20 protein-coding genes are annotated in these 17,879 nt (G+C 56.3%); 9 read left to right on the top strand and 11 right to left on the bottom strand.

Annotated features, from left to right (window positions below):
• The first annotated feature begins 33 nt into the window (after window positions 1-33).
• Window positions 34-396, top strand: a complete 363-nt coding sequence (locus tag AARI_RS00165) for a hypothetical protein (RefSeq protein ID WP_013347382.1) — start codon at window positions 34-36, stop codon at window positions 394-396.
• A gap of 159 nt (window positions 397-555) precedes the next feature.
• Here AARI_RS00165 and AARI_RS00160 read toward each other — a convergent pair whose 3' ends face one another.
• The 4 genes from AARI_RS00160 to mobC all read right to left on the bottom strand — a co-directional run bounded on the left by AARI_RS00160 (window position 556) and on the right by mobC (window position 4,116).
• The gene (locus AARI_RS00160; protein WP_041648194.1) at window positions 556-999 is read right to left on the bottom strand and encodes a hypothetical protein; all 444 of its coding nucleotides are present in this window, start codon (window positions 997-999) and stop codon (window positions 556-558) included.
• A gap of 79 nt (window positions 1,000-1,078) precedes the next feature.
• Complete coding sequence (locus AARI_RS00155) at window positions 1,079-1,939, bottom strand: hypothetical protein (RefSeq protein WP_013347381.1); 861 nt, start codon at window positions 1,937-1,939, stop codon at window positions 1,079-1,081.
• Window positions 1,940-1,954: 15 nt separating this feature from the next.
• Window positions 1,955-3,664, bottom strand: a complete 1,710-nt coding sequence (locus AARI_RS00150) for a relaxase/mobilization nuclease domain-containing protein (RefSeq protein ID WP_013347380.1) — start codon at window positions 3,662-3,664, stop codon at window positions 1,955-1,957.
• The gene (mobC, locus tag AARI_RS00145; protein ID WP_173362788.1) at window positions 3,661-4,116 is read right to left on the bottom strand and encodes a plasmid mobilization relaxosome protein MobC; all 456 of its coding nucleotides are present in this window, start codon (window positions 4,114-4,116) and stop codon (window positions 3,661-3,663) included. Before mobC ends, AARI_RS00150 begins: the two co-directional genes overlap by 4 nt.
• Before the next feature lie 199 nt (window positions 4,117-4,315).
• On the opposite strand from mobC, the gene AARI_RS00140 reads away from it, so the two are divergent.
• Window positions 4,316-4,711, top strand: a complete 396-nt coding sequence (locus AARI_RS00140; protein ID WP_041648192.1) for a hypothetical protein — start codon at window positions 4,316-4,318, stop codon at window positions 4,709-4,711.
• A gap of 296 nt (window positions 4,712-5,007) precedes the next feature.
• On the opposite strand, the gene AARI_RS00135 is transcribed toward AARI_RS00140, so the two are convergent.
• The 3 genes from AARI_RS00135 to AARI_RS00125 are packed head-to-tail and all read right to left on the bottom strand — an operon-like array spanning window position 5,008 to window position 6,739.
• Entirely contained in the window at window positions 5,008-5,682 is a 675-nt protein-coding gene (locus AARI_RS00135) for a recombinase family protein (RefSeq protein WP_013347377.1), read from the bottom strand.
• The gene (locus tag AARI_RS00130; protein WP_013347376.1) at window positions 5,679-6,497 is read right to left on the bottom strand and encodes a Fic/DOC family protein; all 819 of its coding nucleotides are present in this window, start codon (window positions 6,495-6,497) and stop codon (window positions 5,679-5,681) included. Before AARI_RS00130 ends, AARI_RS00135 begins: the two co-directional genes overlap by 4 nt.
• Window positions 6,494-6,739 carry an antitoxin VbhA family protein gene (locus AARI_RS00125; protein WP_013347375.1) on the bottom strand — a complete coding sequence of 82 codons (246 nt, stop codon included), beginning with the start codon at window positions 6,737-6,739 and terminating at the stop codon, window positions 6,494-6,496. Before AARI_RS00125 ends, AARI_RS00130 begins: the two co-directional genes overlap by 4 nt.
• A gap of 252 nt (window positions 6,740-6,991) precedes the next feature.
• Here AARI_RS00125 and AARI_RS00120 point away from each other — a divergent pair, with 252 nt between their 5' ends.
• From AARI_RS00120 to AARI_RS00095, 7 genes are all read left to right on the top strand, one after another.
• On the top strand, window positions 6,992-8,062 hold the full coding sequence (locus AARI_RS00120; RefSeq protein ID WP_013347374.1) for a DUF262 domain-containing protein: 1,071 nt from the start codon (window positions 6,992-6,994) through the stop codon (window positions 8,060-8,062).
• A 1-nt stretch (window position 8,063) separates the two neighbouring features.
• Entirely contained in the window at window positions 8,064-8,690 is a 627-nt protein-coding gene (locus AARI_RS19010; RefSeq protein WP_013347373.1) for a hypothetical protein, read from the top strand.
• Window positions 8,691-8,940: 250 nt separating this feature from the next.
• Window positions 8,941-9,213: a hypothetical protein gene (locus tag AARI_RS00115; RefSeq protein WP_193760140.1), complete on the top strand. Its 273-nt coding sequence runs from the start codon at window positions 8,941-8,943 to the stop codon at window positions 9,211-9,213.
• 178 nt (window positions 9,214-9,391) lie between these two features.
• Window positions 9,392-10,699, top strand: a complete 1,308-nt coding sequence (locus AARI_RS00110) for an ISL3-like element ISAar19 family transposase (RefSeq protein WP_013347368.1) — start codon at window positions 9,392-9,394, stop codon at window positions 10,697-10,699.
• A 183-nt stretch (window positions 10,700-10,882) separates the two neighbouring features.
• Complete coding sequence (locus AARI_RS00105) at window positions 10,883-11,476, top strand: recombinase family protein (RefSeq protein ID WP_013347371.1); 594 nt, start codon at window positions 10,883-10,885, stop codon at window positions 11,474-11,476.
• A 241-nt stretch (window positions 11,477-11,717) separates the two neighbouring features.
• Entirely contained in the window at window positions 11,718-12,158 is a 441-nt protein-coding gene (locus AARI_RS00100) for a hypothetical protein (RefSeq protein WP_041648188.1), read from the top strand.
• 379 nt (window positions 12,159-12,537) lie between these two features.
• Window positions 12,538-13,011 (top strand): hypothetical protein, encoded by a 474-nt coding sequence (locus AARI_RS00095; RefSeq protein ID WP_013350292.1) that lies wholly within the window; start codon window positions 12,538-12,540, stop codon window positions 13,009-13,011.
• Here AARI_RS00095 and AARI_RS00090 read toward each other — a convergent pair.
• The 4 genes from AARI_RS00090 to AARI_RS00070 form a co-directional block, all read right to left on the bottom strand.
• Window positions 12,995-13,828 carry an IS5 family transposase gene (locus AARI_RS00090; protein ID WP_041648185.1) on the bottom strand — a complete coding sequence of 278 codons (834 nt, stop codon included), beginning with the start codon at window positions 13,826-13,828 and terminating at the stop codon, window positions 12,995-12,997. The genes AARI_RS00095 and AARI_RS00090 overlap by 17 nt on opposite strands.
• A 119-nt stretch (window positions 13,829-13,947) precedes the next feature.
• Window positions 13,948-15,134, bottom strand: a protein-coding gene (locus AARI_RS00085; protein WP_157867047.1) for an IS3-like element ISAar4 family transposase whose coding sequence is annotated in 2 segments (ribosomal slippage) — window positions 13,948-14,879 and window positions 14,879-15,134 — 1,188 coding nt in all. Because the reading frame shifts where the segments join, the coding sequence is not laid out codon by codon here.
• Between the two features lie 424 nt (window positions 15,135-15,558).
• Window positions 15,559-16,866, bottom strand: a complete 1,308-nt coding sequence (locus tag AARI_RS00075) for an ISL3-like element ISAar19 family transposase (RefSeq protein WP_013347368.1) — start codon at window positions 16,864-16,866, stop codon at window positions 15,559-15,561.
• A gap of 103 nt (window positions 16,867-16,969) precedes the next feature.
• Window positions 16,970-17,254, bottom strand: coding sequence for a hypothetical protein (locus AARI_RS00070; RefSeq protein ID WP_041648183.1), 285 nt, complete (start codon window positions 17,252-17,254; stop codon window positions 16,970-16,972).
• Between the last annotated feature and the right edge of the window lie 625 nt (window positions 17,255-17,879).

Below are 17,879 nucleotides of genomic sequence, written 5' to 3'. Positions count from 1 at the left end.
TTTCAACGAATCATCTGAAAGTGAGGAAACACCATGAACGAAGCAATACAAGTCACTGGATACGCTCTTTGGTGGTCATTGTTGACCACCAGCCTCATGGCGCTTTGGTGCTTGGGCCGCAATACCTTCAAGCACGTCATGCCTTCTGAGAACGTTCTTGCTGGCTCCGCCAAGGCCCTGGTGGCCAGCTTGCCCGCTGCCGTCATGGCTTTGGCCATCATCAGCACCCCGTCCATTCTCGTTTCTGCGATGTACCCACACGCACAGACGAATGCCTGGCTATGGCTTTGGACCGTGCCCGCTGGCCTGGGAGGGCTGTTCATCGGCTTCCTGGTCTTGGGCTTGTTGGTGAAGTTCGTACGCCGGTTGGAACCGATGCCTTCACCTGCAACGTAACCGGCAACATGAGAGGGACCGCACCTGGTAGGTGCGGTCCCTGTCTTGTGCCTGTTACTTAGAACCGGGTCGTTACGTCAACAACGTAATCATTTCCAATGGCGTCAATAAAGCCGTAGTTCAGTGGCTACCTGGTTCGACTCACCCTTACCGAATGATCTACCTTTTCGTGCTGCGGGTCCGAATACGTCGATGCAATAGGTATTCAAAAAATCCCGAGGAAATAGCAAAGATCGCTACGACGATCAATCCCATAAACGGTGACAGCATCACACCTGATGCGTAGTCTCCCCGAGCAACATCACTTAGTCCTGCTGTCGAACTCCAGACGGGGAGACTGGCAATTACGCCAAACAGTGTCGCGCCGAGAAAGACACCGATCAGATCACGTACCACGGATCGAGTTTTCTTAATCAAGGTCGGTACGGTGGCAAAGATCAAGACGGCAGTACAAGGAACAAGAATACCGGCCCACAGGGTAGTAAACCCAAGCGGCGTAGCTTCAGTCATGTGCCAAATCAGATCAACCATGAATGCAATTACAATGAATATCGGCAGCGATAGGATCTGTGACTTTAGACGTTCTTTAACGTAATTTTCCAACGCTGAAGGCCTTTCAAAATATTTTACCTAGCTGCAATTCAATGAATGGGCAACTTCACTGTCCAAATCGTTTCTGTTCTCACCGATCCAGGCCCGCTCGTTGGACTTGGGTGCCATGGCCGCGGGTCTTACGGGCCTTGGGTGCTTTGGACTTCCCGGCGCCCTTGACGGCCTCGGTGGCGGGTTTTCCCTGGCTGACGTCTGCCCGCAGGCGTGTGGCCACCACCTCGCGGTCAATACCTTGGGCTTCGAGGCTCTGGGCGGTGCCTGCACGGCGCTCGGCACTGTCGTAAACGGTGCGCCCGTCCTCTCGGGCACGGGCGGCCTCTGCCTCGTGCTGTTCAGCTTCGGCGGCGGCACGCACGCGTTCCTCGGGGTCCGGCTCATGTACGGCAGCAGCCCGGGATTCCTCGGCCCGGCGCTCGTCCTGGTCTGCCATCGTCATCAGCCGTTGCGCTTCAGCTCGTTCCTGCTCGGAGCGTGACTGTTCGGCGGCCGCGGCCGCCCTGTCATGCTCGGATTTGGCCAGCTCGCGTTGGACAGCCTGGCGAACGGCTTCGGGGTCCGCTCCCGCACTCTCGACGTCGACCGAGTAGCGGGTGCGCAGTTCATCGCGCATCCGCTGTTCAGCTCGAACCGCTTCGGGTTCTTCCTTGGACCAGGCGCGGGCCACCTGATACGTGTGGCCGATCTGTTCCGGGGTGGCCCGGTCCCACCACTCCGCGCGATGAACATTGCTCATCTCCACACGGGCGGCACGCTGCTCTGCGGCGAACCGGGATTGCAGCTCGCGCGCTTCCTGCTCGCTGGCCGCTTGCGCTCGACGCAATGCATCCTCGCGCGCTCGGGCCATCCGTTCGGCAATTTGCCCGGCAGCGGTGACCAGGACTCTCAATTGGCCTTCGAAGGCTTCCTCAATTCCATCTGATTCCTCGGCCATGATCGGCCCCCTATCCTATCGTTCCGGGCCGCGGTCCGTACCCGGCTTGGTGGTCTGATGGGTCTTGACTGGCTCGATCTTGTTGGGGATGGGTGAAGCCGCCGCGGTAGCGGGCTTACCCTGCCCGGCGTGCAGCCGGTCAAGCATGGCCTGTGCCTCGGGATCGAGCGTGCGCGGGCGTTCAAGGGTTGCCGTGGCGCTGCCCTTGGTTGCGGTAGGCACCTGAGGCATGGCATCACGAACGCGGACCAGCCGCGCGCGAGTGTCCTCGGCCAGCAGCTTCGCTTGCCGTGCTTGCTGCCCTGCCACACAGGCGTCATGCACTGCCTGGGTCAGACGCAAGAGCTGGCGCACCATCGCCGCCTGGGCGACAGTGCCCTGTCCGCCACGGGCGGCGCTGGCCAAGAGCATGGCTGCACCGGACAGGGCAACGGTGCCGGCCTTTTGGGGGCTTACGGTACGTTCATACGTTTGCGCGGAACGAGACAACGCTTCGGCAGCGGCAGCGAGGTCTCCGGGCGTGCGCTCGGTCGCGTTAGACCATGCGGCCAAGGCCCCGGAGGTTTGGCGTGCCACGGTCGCCCAGGTGTCGCGGTCATCGACTGGAACAGCGCGCAGCCGGTCCACCAGCTCGCGTAGTTCAGCGTTGCGCTGATCCCACAATTCCGGATTGGGTTCGTGTGCTTCGCGGCCCGGCGCGACGACGCGGCGGCCGCGCTTCGCAGCGTTCCATTCGGCCGCGGCCTCGGTTGCTCCGGTGGGAGTATCGGGCCAGCCATCACGTAACCGTGGCAGCGTCAGATCACGGCCAAGGTGTCCCCCGCCGTACCAGATCGGCCGTTCTCCGGCCTCGGGACGTTCGGCCACCGAATAGCCAGTCACGACGTCGGTTCGTCCGTCGGCAAACCGAGCGCGAACCAGCAGACCGTCACGGCGCATGCGGCGCACGAATTCCGCTTCACTGTTACTTGCAGTCGAGGCGGCCCGCACCTTCAAAGACATTAGGAAACGAGGCTGGTCAGTGCGCAGCTCGGCAGCGATGTGCGCCTTACGGTCGGCCCCGGAAAGGTTCTCCCACGATGGAGATTTCTTGCCCTGCTTGGCACGGGTGCGTTCGTACTTTGCCCGGGCGCGGGAACATGCCTGGGCTTCCCGTTCGGCAGGGTCATAACCGCGGGTCGCGCGTTGCGCCTGGGCAGATTCCAACGGTTCCAAACCATGCTCTACTTCAAGAGCACGAGCGGCGGCCTGCGCGCGGCGGAAGTCATTATGGACAGAGGCCTTGGTGCCATCCTCGCGAACCAGATTCACGGCCAGGTGTATGTGGTCGTTGCCGTTCTTTGACACTCCGTGATGAACGGCAACCCAGCGGCAAGGTGCCTTGGTTCCTTCGTTGTCGTCGAAGCCCATGGCCTTCACGAAGTCGTTGGCAATCTCGTTCCACTTTTCATCGGAGAGCGCACCTTCATCGGCGCGCAGCGACAGGGAACAGTGCCAGACGTGACCGCCGTTGACTTCCACCTCAAAGGCCTTGCGCGGACGGTCGAGGTGTCGTGCAATTGCCAGAGCAGCATCACGGCTCAACTCGGCATCATCGTGCCAGGCCATCATGGCCGGATCACCGGCTACAAGGTGCGGTTCGGTGTGTTCATTGGAACGCCCCGGACCAGCCAGGTAGGTCATCAAACCGGCCATGCGATCACCGCGCACAATGTTCGGCATCATGACAGGCTCAGCCCATCAATTGCGGCGTCAATGCGTTCGGCAACTTCACGGACCTTAGCCAACGTTGAGACGGTGGCAGGCTGCACCTCGCCGGTGGCATTCGTATGTCGTGCGATCTGGTTCACGTTGTTGGAGATGGCTACCAACAGACGATGCAATGCGAACAGTTCAGCCATCGCTTGCTTTCGTTCCGTGGGAGTCTCGGAGGCCTCCGATGCCAGAGCAGACTCAACGAGGAGGCGAGGGATGGTCACGTGCTGCGCCTCGGCCAGCCGAAGCAGCATGCCTTCTTCTTCGGGCGTTACCTTCACCTTGTGATGGTGCTGCCGTCCTCCTTCGACGTTGGCACGACGTCGGCGCGCGAACAAGCGACCTGTGGGAGTCTGTTCGTCACCCAACGGGATCACCTTCTTTCGGCCCAGCGCAGCGACCCCGCCTTGTGCGGGGACCACACTTCCAGTGTGCCCCATCCTCGACACGAAGTCGAGGACAAATCGACTTAGGGGACCTAAGTCTATAGCTTGCTCCGTCGGGAACACCGTTTCTCTTTTTCTCGCGTTGGCAGACGCGAGCGGTTGCGGCTCCGCCGCGAATTCTCTTTTATGCCGACGAAACATCGACGCGCCCGTGCATCTTTCGTACGATGGAAGCATGGCTAAGGAACCGAGTATTGAAGAAGCAGTGGAGCGCGCGCGGCGTGCCCAGGAAGATCGAATTAGCGCTATCCGCTTGGTTGGAGAAGCGCGTCAAAGTCTCGCAGATGTGCGCGAGAAGACGGCCCGAGAACTTGCCGAGATTCAAGCCCAAATTGCGAAACGAGTTGGTGATGCTGAGCGCGACGACGTCAAGGCGTTCAACGCTGCAATATCCGCCGGATGGTCAGTCGAGGAGTTGCGGAAAATCGGCTACGCCGAGCCGGACAAGAAGGTTCGCGCCCGTCGCCGTTCCACACGTAAAACTGGGCCGAAGTCTGCCGCGCAGACCGATTCAGTTTCCAATGAAAAAGACGCCCCACAGGGCGTCGAAGAATCATCGTCTAGTTCGTAATCTAGCCCCCTGACCACCTGTGGACGGCACAAGATATTTCCTTCGGTCTTGTCCCGCCCACAGGTGGACAGCGGGACCCTGACTGACCGCCCGCACACCGGCCGCAAGTCACCTTTACGTCGAAATGTTGCAGTGAGAATATCGCGGCCCTTGCACGGCCTCGGTGGTAGTGGTTCCCCTCCCCCCGATGCCCAAATGATTACACACCACAGACCCCCGTCAAGGGCGCTTCGCGTCACTGCGTGATGCGGCTACGCCGCACCCTGGACGGGGGTCTGTGGTGTGCAGGGCGGCATTTATCGGGAGGAGGGGGAAGAATGGTCTGAACCGTCAAGCGGTGCCCCGTCGGGCACGTGATCGGACAGGACTCCATCAACTATCGAGGTGAACGCTGCGCGCTCATCTTCGATGCGGGCCAGTGCCCGGGACACGGACGACGACCCGACACCGAGCACCTTGGCGATGTGCGCGATGCTCTGCCCCTCGGCGCGCATTTTCACCGCGGCTTCGGTCCGCTCCACTGTCATCACCGACGGGCGTCCGCCGACACGGCCCTGGGCTCGCGCGTGGGCCAAACCGCGGCGGGTATTTTCTCGAATCGTCGAGATACGAAGCTGGGCCAGCACGGCCATGATGCCCACAATGGCCTCACCCATAGGTGTGGACGTATCAACGTCCAGGAAGGGCTCGGTGAGACTCTTGATGCGTACGCCGCGGCGGCCCAAGTCCCGGATGATTTCAATCGCCATCAGCTCACTGCCCGCGATGCGATCCAGCGCGCGAATGATGAGGGTATCGCCATCCATCAGATGGTCCAGGCAAGCGATCCACTGCGGCCGGTCCTCGAACCGACTGGACTCACCGTGATCAACATAAACGCGGGCTGCCCCGGCCGCTCGCAGCTCCGCTTCCTGGGCCTCGGGATTCTGTTCCCTGGTGCTCACCCGCGCATATCCAATAACGTGGCTCATCGTCCTACTCCTGGTCCATTGGTGCCATACCCGCGCCCAGGCCTACCAGCGCCACGTGGCGGGGACTGCTGCCCCGTAGGAGCGCTCCGGTCAGAATCCTTGGAGGAACCAGGCGCCTTGGGATAACTGGCGCTCAGTGGTGACCGGGCCAGCGCCGCCGGGTCGACCCCTGGCGTTGCCGTCGGAGTCCGCTCGACCGCGATATGCCCGAACACCGGCACCAGCGAATCCGGTACCACCTCATACCGGCCAAGATCCGGAGCACTGAACTCCGACGCCTGATTCCACACCTGCGGGCTCACCCGCGCATAGTCCAAAGTAAAGCGGGATTGCTGAGCCACATGCTCCATGAACACCTTCGAGGAACGCCCATTGCCTTCCCGGAATGGATGGGCCTGGTTCACATGAGCGAAAACATTGGCCGCCGCAGCACCGAACTGCTCGCGGTCCAACCGGCCCCAATCGGTCTGCTGCACCAGACGCTGAGCATCGGCCAGGTAGCGGTCGATCTCGCCCGAATACACATCAGCAAAACCACGCATCGCATTGCCCTTGCTCATATTCTGGGTGCGATACTCCCCCGCCCACTCATAAACGTCCTGGAACAAGTGCCGATGGATCGTACGCAGGTGCTCAGCATCGTACGTGTGGGCAACCAGGGACGGATCAGCGTTAAGCTGTCGCTGCCGCCAAGCAGTGCGACCATACTCTTTCTGGGCCAACACCGCCGGGTCACGCTCACCCAGCAGATTCCGCATCGTCGCATGATCCGGCGGAGGATAGAAATACGACTCCCAAGTATCAAAATCGGTCAATTGGTCACCACATGAGCACCGGACCGATGCCGCTCAGCCGCCGCGTCAACACGGCGCAGATACTCGGCCTCGTCGATCGCGCCGCGGGCCTCGTCGGTCAGGTTCTCGACGTCCTCGCGGTTCGGGACCCATCCCTCATGCCAGGCCGCGGCTAGTGACTGCCGAACGGCATTGCGCTGGGTGGCATCAAGCTGCGCAAACAGTTCCGGCCACCGTTCCTCAATATCAAACTTCTCGTCCATCACCGGCTCCTTCCAAGAAACTCGTCCTACTTAATTTTACCAAATCAACCGAAAACGGTCTATGGATAGTTTCGGTTGAATGGATTTATCCTCAGCTCCTATCTCGACTTTCAAAAGATGTTAGATCAGATCCAGCGATGCGCGGGAACATACCATTAGCCTTCCCGCATAGCTAACATGAGAACATAAACCCTATAGTTGCTAGCCAAAATTGAAACCTGGGTAATAATTTAGGCCCTTGGGAGTTGTCTAATGAAAAAATTTGATACTAGAACATACAGCGTTTCTGATTTTGCAGAATGGCATAGCTCGGGATTGCTTTCTCTTTCTCCTGCCTTTCAAAGGCGTGCCGTCTGGACCACGAAAGCAAAGTCGTATCTCATCGACACCATACTTCGCGGCAAGCCAATGCCCAAGGTGCTAATTACTCAGAGTCTTGTAGACGGTAGAAACCTTAGGACGGTGGTGGATGGTCAGCAACGCCTTAGGTCCATTTTAGAGTTCATGAGTGACAACTTCACAGTTTCAAGAACACACAATCCACAATTTGCGGGTATAAAATACTCCGAATTAGAGGACTTTGAAAGAGATGAGTTTTTGCAATATGAAATCGGCGTGGATGTTCTTTTTAATACAGAACTCAACGAGTTACTAGATATCTTCGCGAGGCTCAACACTTACTCCGTAAAGCTGAATAGCACTGAACTTCTAAATGCTAATTACCTTGGTTCATTTAAAACAAGTGCTCATGAGATGGGCCACAAATATGCCGAGTTCTGGAAAGAAGCAGGAATATTTAGTGATGCGCAATTAGCAAGAATGGGTGAGGTAGAACTCGCGGCAGATCTTCTTGGCGCACTTATTAGAGGAATTTCTTCAAAAAAGCAGATTCCATCCTTCTACCGCGAATATGACGATGCAGAATTCGAAGTAGATCAAGCGGTAGAGATATTCGATGAAACCATGACCGTCATTTCTAAGATTTTCAACGCTGAGGATCTCCGAGGTAGTAACTTTGCGCGTATACACCTCTTCTATTCTGCATTCCTGGCCGTGTCCCACCTCACTGAGGGCGTTCCACGCCTGCCAGCACTTCACGCTAAGACAGTCACGAATAGTGGAAAAAATTTCTCACCCTCCCGAGCTAGAGTGGCTTTAGACGATATGTCAGCACAATTCGATGTTTACACTTCCAAAGACTGGCAGGGCATCACTCCGCTCGAATGGCAGGAATTCATCCAAGGATCAAGACGTGCTACGACAGATCAGCTAGTAAGAGAGCAACGCACGACCTTCATTGTCGAATATATTATCGGTCACTAAAATGCCAGTGAATGATTATTTAAATGAATTAATCTCCGAAATTGATGGATGCGAGTCACTGCGTTTACATGCGGTAAATCATATCGTTGATTCCAGCACTCGATCCCTGATATACGAAAGCATTATTCTTAGAGCCGCTCGCGCACATGAGAATTTCATTGAGAGTTTGTTCATCTCTTACCTAACAGGTGAAAAAACTATCGAAGGAAACTCCATAGTCACTTTCGTTTCACCGAAAGACCGACAGCATGCGAGAAGACTCATTTCCTCATCGATAGGAAGCCGTTTCTTAGACTGGTCCGAAGCATCTGAAGTGCGAAATAGATGCGATATATATTTCGAAGAAGATAGTCCGCTCTATACCGCATTATCTCTAATCTCTTCTGAACTATCATGGATTAAAAAAATAAGGAACCAAGCCGCGCATGATAGCGTGGAAAGTCGACTGGCATACAAAAATGTTCTCCAAACCATTCTTTCAGTAGAGCCTGACCCCCTACCTCCTGCTGGAGATTTCCTTCAAATGACACCCAATAGGGGGCATATAAAAAACAGAGAAATTTTAGCTTTCTTCCTCGATACACTTAAATCTTTTGCACAAATAGCTTCCGGAAAAAATGTTAGTTAATGGATTTTAATGCACATATTTTTAGAAATTGCCGATTTAAATATTTATCCACATCAAATATGTTAGTTACTTGATGCGGAATTTCTGTAAGCTGCGGTAGATTTTGTGTATGACTACTTGGCCACGCGATAACTACACAGGTCCCGGCGGAGGACAATACACAGGTCCGGGCGGAGGGCAATACACAGGTCCTGGTGGAGGACAATACACAGGTCCCGGCGGAGGACTCTACACTGGTCCTGGCGGAGGCATGTCCACCGGACCCGGCGGAGGACTCTACACTGGTCCTGGCGGAGGCATGTCCACCGGACCCGGCGGAGGACTCTACACCGGACCCGGCGGAGGACTCTACACCGGACCCGGCGGAGGACTCTACACCGGACCCGGCGGAGGACTCTACACCGGATCTTGCGATGAACCCTATCGGAGCAATTGGCCACCTGCTCAGCAGCTATTTGCACACCTAAGAAATGTGGGGCTAGGACATATCGTCGACCTCCTCACCAACGCAGGCTGGAAATAGCTCTGACACTGTAATTTTGGTTTTACGAACTGAATCATTTATCGGCTCTTCAGGAATAAGAGTGTAACCACCTGAAACCAACACCCCGATTCCCGGGCATGTCGCCGAGCACGAAAAAGTCGAGGTCTTCCAGAAGAATGGAAGTTACTACACTAGCCATTTTCGAAAGACCTCGACGTTGCTCAATCCTACCTTCACCGCACCAGACCTCACCACTTTCACCAATCTTGACGGCTTGGGACTGACCGCAATCGGGCAACACCTGAGCGCAGCGAAAGCCGAAATCCTCTGCCACGTCACCAACCCGATCCCTTGGTGCCAAACCTGCGGAGCAGCAGGCATTCCACGCGATACCGTCACCCGCCGCCTCGCCCACGAACCATTGGGCTGGCGTCCCACTGTCCTAGTCATCAAACACCGCCGCTACCGTTGCGCCAATTGCCAACGAGTCTGGCGTGAAGAGCTGTCCCAAGCAGTAGCGCCACGCCAGAAAATCAGCAGGACCGGGCTACGCTGGGCGCTGGTTGGACTGGTCTGCCACCACTTGTCAGTCTCCCGAATTGCCGAAGGCCTCGGCGTCACCTGGAATACCGCCAATGAGGCTGTGCTGGCTGAAGGTCAACGCTTACTGATTGATGATCCAACCCGCTTCGACGGGGTCAAAGTGCTGGGAGTCGATGAACATGTTTGGCGGCATACCCGAACCGGCGACAAATACGTCACCGTGATTGTGGACCTCACCGCGGTGCGTGACGGCACCGGTACCGCACGACTGATCGACATGGTCCCTGGAAGATCCAAAGCTGTATTCAAAACCTGGCTGGCTGATCAAGAAGAACAATGGAAACAGGGCATTGAAGTCGTCGCAATGGACGGTTTCACCGGCTTCAAAACAGCTGCCGTCGAGGAGCTACCCCACGCGGTGGAGGTGTTGGATCCATTCCATGTAGTCAAACTAGGTTCCGAGGCGCTGGACCAGACCCGGCAACGGATTCAACGTGAGCAACATGGGCGTCGAGGACGCAAGGATGACCCGCTTTACAAGTGCAGGCGAACGCTGACCACGGGACTATCCTTGGCTACGGAAAAGCAGAAGACCAAGCTTGAAGACCTGTTCAAGGAGCCGGAGTATGAGCCGGTTCAATTGGTCTGGAGCGTGTATCAGAAGATGGTGGATGCCTACCGGCAACCGAAGCCCGAGGTCGGACGGTGGGCCTTGGAGCAACTGATCAACGAAGTTGGCACGAAGGTACCGAAAGGGTTGCCGGAGCTGAAAAAGCTCGGCGGCACCCTGCGCAGGAGGAAGACGGACATTCTCGCGTACTTTGATCATATTGGTAGTTCGAATGGTCCTACCGAGGCTTTGAATGGCAGGTTGGAGCATCTGCGAGGTATCGCGTTGGGGTTCAAGAATCTGGCGCACTATATCGCCCGGTCGTTGTTGGAGACCGGTGGGTTTAGACGGCGTTTACACCCTCAATCCTGAAGAGCCCATTTATCTAAGAGACGTCTTGCAACCTATAGGTTGCAAGACGTCTCGTCGAACCTCACTCCCCCGGTGAAAAATCCACGGAAACTCAATGGTCTAGAATTCTCGTAACTATGTGTCGCAACCGATGGCGTAAAATCGTGTCTACACCATTAGTTGCGAGACACTTTCGAAGGACCAATGCCCAAACTGATCGGCTACGCCCGCGTATCAACCAAAGCCCAAGACGCCGACCGGCAAATCCAGGATCTTCTTGCGACTGGGGTCCGACGCGATGACCTCTATATCGACCACGGCCTATCCGGCGCACTGGCGAAGCGGCCCGGACTCGGTAAGGCGCTCGAATCGCTGCACCCGAACGACACGCTCGTGATCACCACCTTGGACCGACTTGGGCGCTCCACCCAAAAAATGCTCGAATTAGCCGAAGAACTTCGTGAGCGAAATATTGGTTTACGGGTGCTGAACTTGGGCGGCGGTGACGTCGACACCAAAACCCCAATGGGCGCCATGGTCTTCACCGTCATGGCAGCACTCGCGCAGATGGAGCTGGAAATCAAACGGGAACGCATCAACGACTCCGTCACCAAACGCCGCACCACCGGCGGCGATCTCGGAGGCCGTCGCCCGACCTTTACCGAGTCCCAGATCCGTACCGCGGTGAAACTCCTTCAGGCCGGCGAACCAGCAACGCAAGTAGCCAAAGACATGGGCATGTCCCGCGCAACCCTCTACCGACGGATCAATAAAATGGACAAGCTTCACACCAATTAGTTCATTCATAGGGATCGACGTCATCGAATCTGGGCCATCCCCTTAAGTTTGCCGGCCATGAGACGCCCAAAGTCTTCCGCCGATTGGATACCCTCTTTCCCAAGTTAGGAGTATTCTCAGAAGATCACTCCACAAAGATTACCGAGCGCCGCAAGCGAAACCCGGGGAACGTACCTGAATAAAATTCAGTAAAGCTCGTGGTCGGTCAGCTTAGGGCAAGCTGCCCCCAATGGAGGAAGATATGAACACGCCCGAACTACATACCCCCGCCACCCAACGTCTCAACGAGCTGCTGCATTGCCCTATAACTCAAAGGCACCTCACCGCGTATGGATGGGTGGAAGGCATGCCAGTAGTCTTTGCCCACCGAGATGAGCTGGTGGAAGACGTCATGGGGTTTGTTTCCGTCCATGGGCGGGCTGTGCTTCTGGCGCTCACCAACGCTCAAACTGACGCCTTGCAACTGTGGCATGTCACCATCCCCAGCCCCCTCTTCACCAGAGTTGTTCCTCTGCCATCGGGAACTACGCTCGCGGAACTCTGCATTAGGCACAGCGAGAATAGGCTTATGCCCTTTCGCGTCCATTTCTGGGCTCATAGCGCCGCGCTTCACCAGATCCCCCTCTACGTCAGCAACGACAACCACGCGGCGGATGCCCAGCTGTCATCTGATAATCGCTGAGCCTTGCGCCAATTCCCTAGTCAAACCTCTTAAATTTCTGAGAATCCTCACCGATCCCCAGTTTCGACGCTTCATATGCGCTCTGAGCAACGCGCGGCCCCCAGCCCTTGCCTGTCTGACTAGTCATTTTCAGCACCCTTCCGCCAATCCACATTTTCTTTCCACAGGCAATGCGGTTCCTTAAAAAACTGCCAATTGATGAGTTGACGTGAACTTTTATTAACGTTTACCTGAATCGGTAGCGTTGTTGCGCCGATCATCCTAGGGTGGAAACAACACACTAAGAACCGCAGCGACAGGCAGCCAGTCTGCGTTGTGTCTTGTTCCAAGCTGATGGGGATCACTCGGAAGACTCAAGAACACAGTGGAGGTAGTACCAATGCCAGGACGTCTCGTAAGAACGCAAACTGCCGAACGCGTCAGCGAACTGCTCGGATCACGTGAAGGACGCGCACACCTCGCCGCGCACGGCTGGGCTCAGGGAATGCCAATTGTCATGGCGGCGCCTACCGAACCGGTTAACGACGTCATGGGTCTAGTGTCCATGCACGGTCGGTCTGTCTTGGTGGCCGTGCTCGATACTGGCTCTAATGAACTTAAATTCTTCTATGTTTCCACGCCGAACCCCGCATTGCAGCCCGTTGATCCGGAAAAAGCTACAACAAAAATCCACGAGCTTTTCGCTCGCACAGAAGACCAAGGCGCGGTAACTTTCCGAGTGAAGTATTGGGATTCCTGCGCAGTTGCACTGCCCATTCCAGTGTTCCACCCAGTGGCAGCCACGAAGAACTACGAGCAGCGTCTAAGAGATCGCGCCAATAGGGGACAAACGATTCTTAAGGCTTTCGATTAGGCCTCGTATCCCACCGATGGGTCGCCCACGCTTCCCCGATCAGCCTGCGGATCACGATGACACTGTTCGCGAGGCTGATCAACGCGTCAATGACCCGGACCTTGCGCTCGGTGCAGATCGCCAATTTCTTGAACCCCCGGTTGTGCCACGAATTGGTTCGTTCCACCACCCAGCGGACCCCGGCCTGCAAGGGTTCGCCCTTGGTACTGATCTCCCAATCACAACCCAGCTCGGTAAGCAGCTCCCGTGTTTTACGGCTGTCATATCCAGCATCCAGATGCACGGTAATCTGCTCTGGCAGCTGGTAGCCGAAACGGGAAAGGCGTTCGAGCGTGGGGCGTAGCAACGGGGAATCGTGCCGGTTCGCGCCTGCGGTGATGCAGCCGACCGGGATGCCTTTCCCGTCGGTCATCAGCGAGCGTTTGGTGCCTTGCTTGCCGCGGTCTACCGGGGATTTTCCGGCGGCTTCACCGCCGCACGGCGCTTTGACCAGACATCCGTCGATGACGAGATTCTCTAGGTCCAGTCCAATGATCCGGTCGTAGGATTCCAGGCAGATCTGCTCCAGTTCGCGGAAGATCCCTGCGGTGATCCATTCGTCGCGGCGCCGTCGGATGGTGGTGGCCGAGCAGGTCGTGTCGCTGATTTTCTCATAGGCAGCGCCCAGGACGAGGACTTGGATGAACTTGTCGAAGATGATCCGGTCGCTGATCCGTGGCTTGTGGCAGCCCAGTGGATGGGTTACGTTCCGATCTGGGATCAACGCTTCGAATTGGCGCCAGAGAGGCTCGATGATGGAAGATGGTAGGGCAGGCACGTGACCTTCTTGTGTAAACGGTTCTAGACAAACCTTGTTTAACACTGTCCGTGCCTGCTTCACTGCTTAATGACGTGTGGGCTGCTTAGGAGTTTTCGGACAGCGGATTAATGGTTTCTCTACGCTGCCGTAGCCGACTGCTGATAACTATAATGGACTTCATTCGGACGCCGATAACCAAGCGCCGAATGACGCCTACGACTGTTATAGAACCCCTCAATATAGCGGATAACGTCCTTGCGGGCCCGTTCCTTCGTAGCGTAGGTCGTGCGGTAGACCCGCTCGTTCTTCAACGCCGAGAAAAAAGTTTCTGCCTGGCTATTGTCCCAGCAAATCCCGGTCTTACCCATGGACGAACGCATCCCCAACCGGGCAACCAAAGCCCGGTATGAAGCCGAGGTATAAACACTTCCGCGGTCGCTGTGGCTGATCGCGTTCGGCTCGATCCTGCTCGTATCCGCAGCGTTGCGCAGGGCCTTCTCCACCAGCTCGGCACGCATGTGATCCTCGATCGCCCAGCCAACGACTTTCTTCGAATAGCAGTCGATGACCGTCGCCAGATAGATGAACCCCTGCCACGTGTGAATATACGTAATATCACCGACGAACTTGAGGCCCGGGCGATTCGCGGTGAAGTCACGTTTCACCAGATCAGGCATGCTTGCAGCAGCTTCGGCATCCGCTTCGGTAGTGGTCCTAAACGGTCGTGGCTGACACGGCACCAGGCCCTCTTGGCGCATGATCTGGCGGACCAGCTCCGGTGAGCACTCGCTGTTCTCAGCGGCGAGGTCCGCGTGGATCCTGCGGTACCCGTAGGTTCCTTCTGATTCCTCGAAGAAATGGCTCACACGGTCCGCCAAAGCCTGTCTGCGAGCCGCGGTGGCCGAGACTGGGCGGGAGCGCCAGTGGTAGAACCCGGACCGGGAGACCTCCAGCCATCGGCACATCTTCACAATCGCCGGAGTTGACGAGTCTGCTGCGTAGGAGTCGATGAATTCATACTTCGCCACTACCGTGGCTCCCTTGCGAAGTATGCGGCCGCTTTTTTTAGGAACGCTGCTTCGGCCTTCAGCTCTTGGTTTTCGCGTTCGAGTTCCTTGAGTCGGGCACGTTCGGAAACGTTGAGTTCCGGCTCGGTCTCAGGGCCGCCGTGGGCTTCTTTGTACTTCTTCAGCCAGTTGCGTAGCGTTTCGGTGCCGACGCCGTATTCAGTGGCGACAGACTTGATGGGTCTGGCTGTGTCGATGACTTCGCGGCAGAGTTCGTCTTTGAATTCCTGGCTGAACTTGCGTCGTGTTGATGACATTTGTGGTGCTTCCTCATTTCGGTGAACCCCATCATTTCATGGGGTGCCACTGTCCGAAATATCCATAGCAGCCCAGTGCCTGACGTGGTTAATTACGCTGTCATTAATACTTACTGCGGATGTTGCACACCTATTGGCGCGATCTCTAAGCCTCTAACTCTTTCTGCAGCACACCATCAGATGCCAGGTGAGGGGAACACGATGCAGGGCATCGCGGCTCAAGGCCAGTAATCGGTCATGCCGCACTGCTACAGCAGTGGCTCTCCACAGGCCGGTTATTTTGTGCGCCGGCCTGTCACCGGTTTGATCGGCATCGTTCAGCTTTGAATGCTGATCAGGTTCAGTGTTTGCGTCAGAGCTTTGGCGAAACTGTGGTGCGTGCTACGAGGGTGGATGTTCCTGTGAGTCGTGGGAAAGGGGCTCTTCAGGATTGAGGGTGTAAACGCCGTCTAAACCCACCGGTCTCCAACAACGACCGGGCGATATAGTGCGCCAGATTCTTGAACCCCAACGCGATACCTCGCAGATGCTCCAACCTGCCATTCAAAGCCTCGGTAGGACCATTCGAACTACCAATATGATCAAAGTACGCGAGAATGTCCGTCTTCCTCCTGCGCAGGGTGCCGCCGAGCTTTTTCAGCTCCGGCAACCCTTTCGGTACCTTCGTGCCAACTTCGTTGATCAGTTGCTCCAAGGCCCACCGTCCGACCTCGGGCTTCGGTTGCCGGTAGGCATCCACCATCTTCTGATACACGCTCCAGACCAATTGAACCGGCTCATACTCCGGCTCCTTGAACAGGTCTTCAAGCTTGGTCTTCTGCTTTTCCGTAGCCAAGGATAGTCCCGTGGTCAGCGTTCGCCTGCACTTGTAAAGCGGGTCATCCTTGCGTCCTCGACGCCCATGTTGCTCACGTTGAATCCGTTGCCGGGTCTGGTCCAGCGCCTCGGAACCTAGTTTGACTACATGGAATGGATCCAACACCTCCACCGCGTGGGGTAGCTCCTCGACGGCAGCTGTTTTGAAGCCGGTGAAACCGTCCATTGCGACGACTTCAATGCCCTGTTTCCATTGTTCTTCTTGATCAGCCAGCCAGGTTTTGAATACAGCTTTGGATCTTCCAGGGACCATGTCGATCAGTCGTGCGGTACCGGTGCCGTCACGCACCGCGGTGAGGTCCACAATCACGGTGACGTATTTGTCGCCGGTTCGGGTATGCCGCCAAACATGTTCATCGACTCCCAGCACTTTGACCCCGTCGAAGCGGGTTGGATCATCAATCAGTAAGCGTTGACCTTCAGCCAGCACAGCCTCATTGGCGGTATTCCAGGTGACGCCGAGGCCTTCGGCAATTCGGGAGACTGACAAGTGGTGGCAGACCAGTCCAACCAGCGCCCAGCGTAGCCCGGTCCTGCTGATTTTCTGGCGTGGCGCTACTGCTTGGGACAGCTCTTCACGCCAGACTCGTTGGCAATTGGCGCAACGGTAGCGGCGGTGTTTGATGACTAGGACAGTGGGACGCCAGCCCAATGGTTCGTGGGCGAGGCGGCGAGTGACGGTATCGCGTGGAATGCCTGCTGCTCCGCAGGTTTGGCACCAAGGGATCGGGTTGGTGACGTGGCAGAGGATTTCGGCTTTCGCTGCGCTCAGGTGTTGCCCGATTGCGGTCAGTCCCAAGCCGTCAAGATTGGTGAAAGTGGTGAGGTCTGGTGCGGTGAAGGTAGGATTGAGCAACGTCGAGGTCTTTCGAAAATGGCTAGTGTAGTAACTTCCATTCTTCTGGAAGACCTCGACTTTTTCGTGCTCGGCGACATGCCCGGGAATCGGGGTGTTGGTTTCAGGTGGTTACACTCTTATTCCTGAAGAGCCGGGAAAGGCGCTGCAGGTCGCGCTTTACCACGTCAGGGCTTTCGCCTGCCGCGAGACGATGCACAGCTTCGAGCAGACCTTGGACCTCTGCAACGCGGTGAGACCAATATGTGGTCTCTAAACCGAAACCTGAAGCTGACTCCTTGACGAACTGTTGCAATCCGTCGCGATGGGTCTCTAAAGCACTCGTCAGATCATCGTACTGGTCATATGAGAGGGATAGATGAATGTCTTTGCGGTGGGTGTTCACCATGAACTCCTGGGTTGTCCACTAGTTCTGCGGTCATTTGACACTACTTCCGGGAAATAGGTATAGGTCAAGACCGGAGCAATTTACTCAGCAACCCCACAAAGTCAGGTATTCGTCAGACACAAAACGGCCTTATTGAGTCACAAGGCCCACGTCCGGTGTGAAGTGGCATGGGATTATCCGGGGTAAGTGTAAATCAATAGCAGCGGGTTGTGCTATGAGGCGGGTCTCACCGCCAGTAGAAGATGTCTTTGAGGCATAGCCCATGGTCCTGACATGCAGGAAGAGAAGAACACGGAGCTGTGTATAACCGACGCAGGCTGGGAAAATACTCCAGAAAATTTCTGCGCGTATATTCCCTAAACAGGAGTACTTAGCAGTACACAGCGTAATTAGTGGCTCGGTGGTGCCCCACAATCGCTAACACAATGTTTAGGGAGACAGAAGTATCGGTACCCAGTTTCGGGAAGTCAGAAACAGTGAAATCGCGCCATTCATGCTCCCTGCTCGGATGGCACGATTTCCTTTCCCAAAAACGATCGTTTTTAGGAACGTCTACAGGTACCTCGGGCTAGAAGACCTTCACAGGGTGATTTGCTGATAAATAGTTCGGAAGCATGCCATAACT

This window comes from Glutamicibacter arilaitensis Re117 (assembly GCF_000197735.1).
GTDB classification, from domain to species: domain Bacteria; phylum Actinomycetota; class Actinomycetes; order Actinomycetales; family Micrococcaceae; genus Glutamicibacter; species Glutamicibacter arilaitensis.
This window is presented reverse-complemented; position numbering and strand designations above follow the sequence as displayed.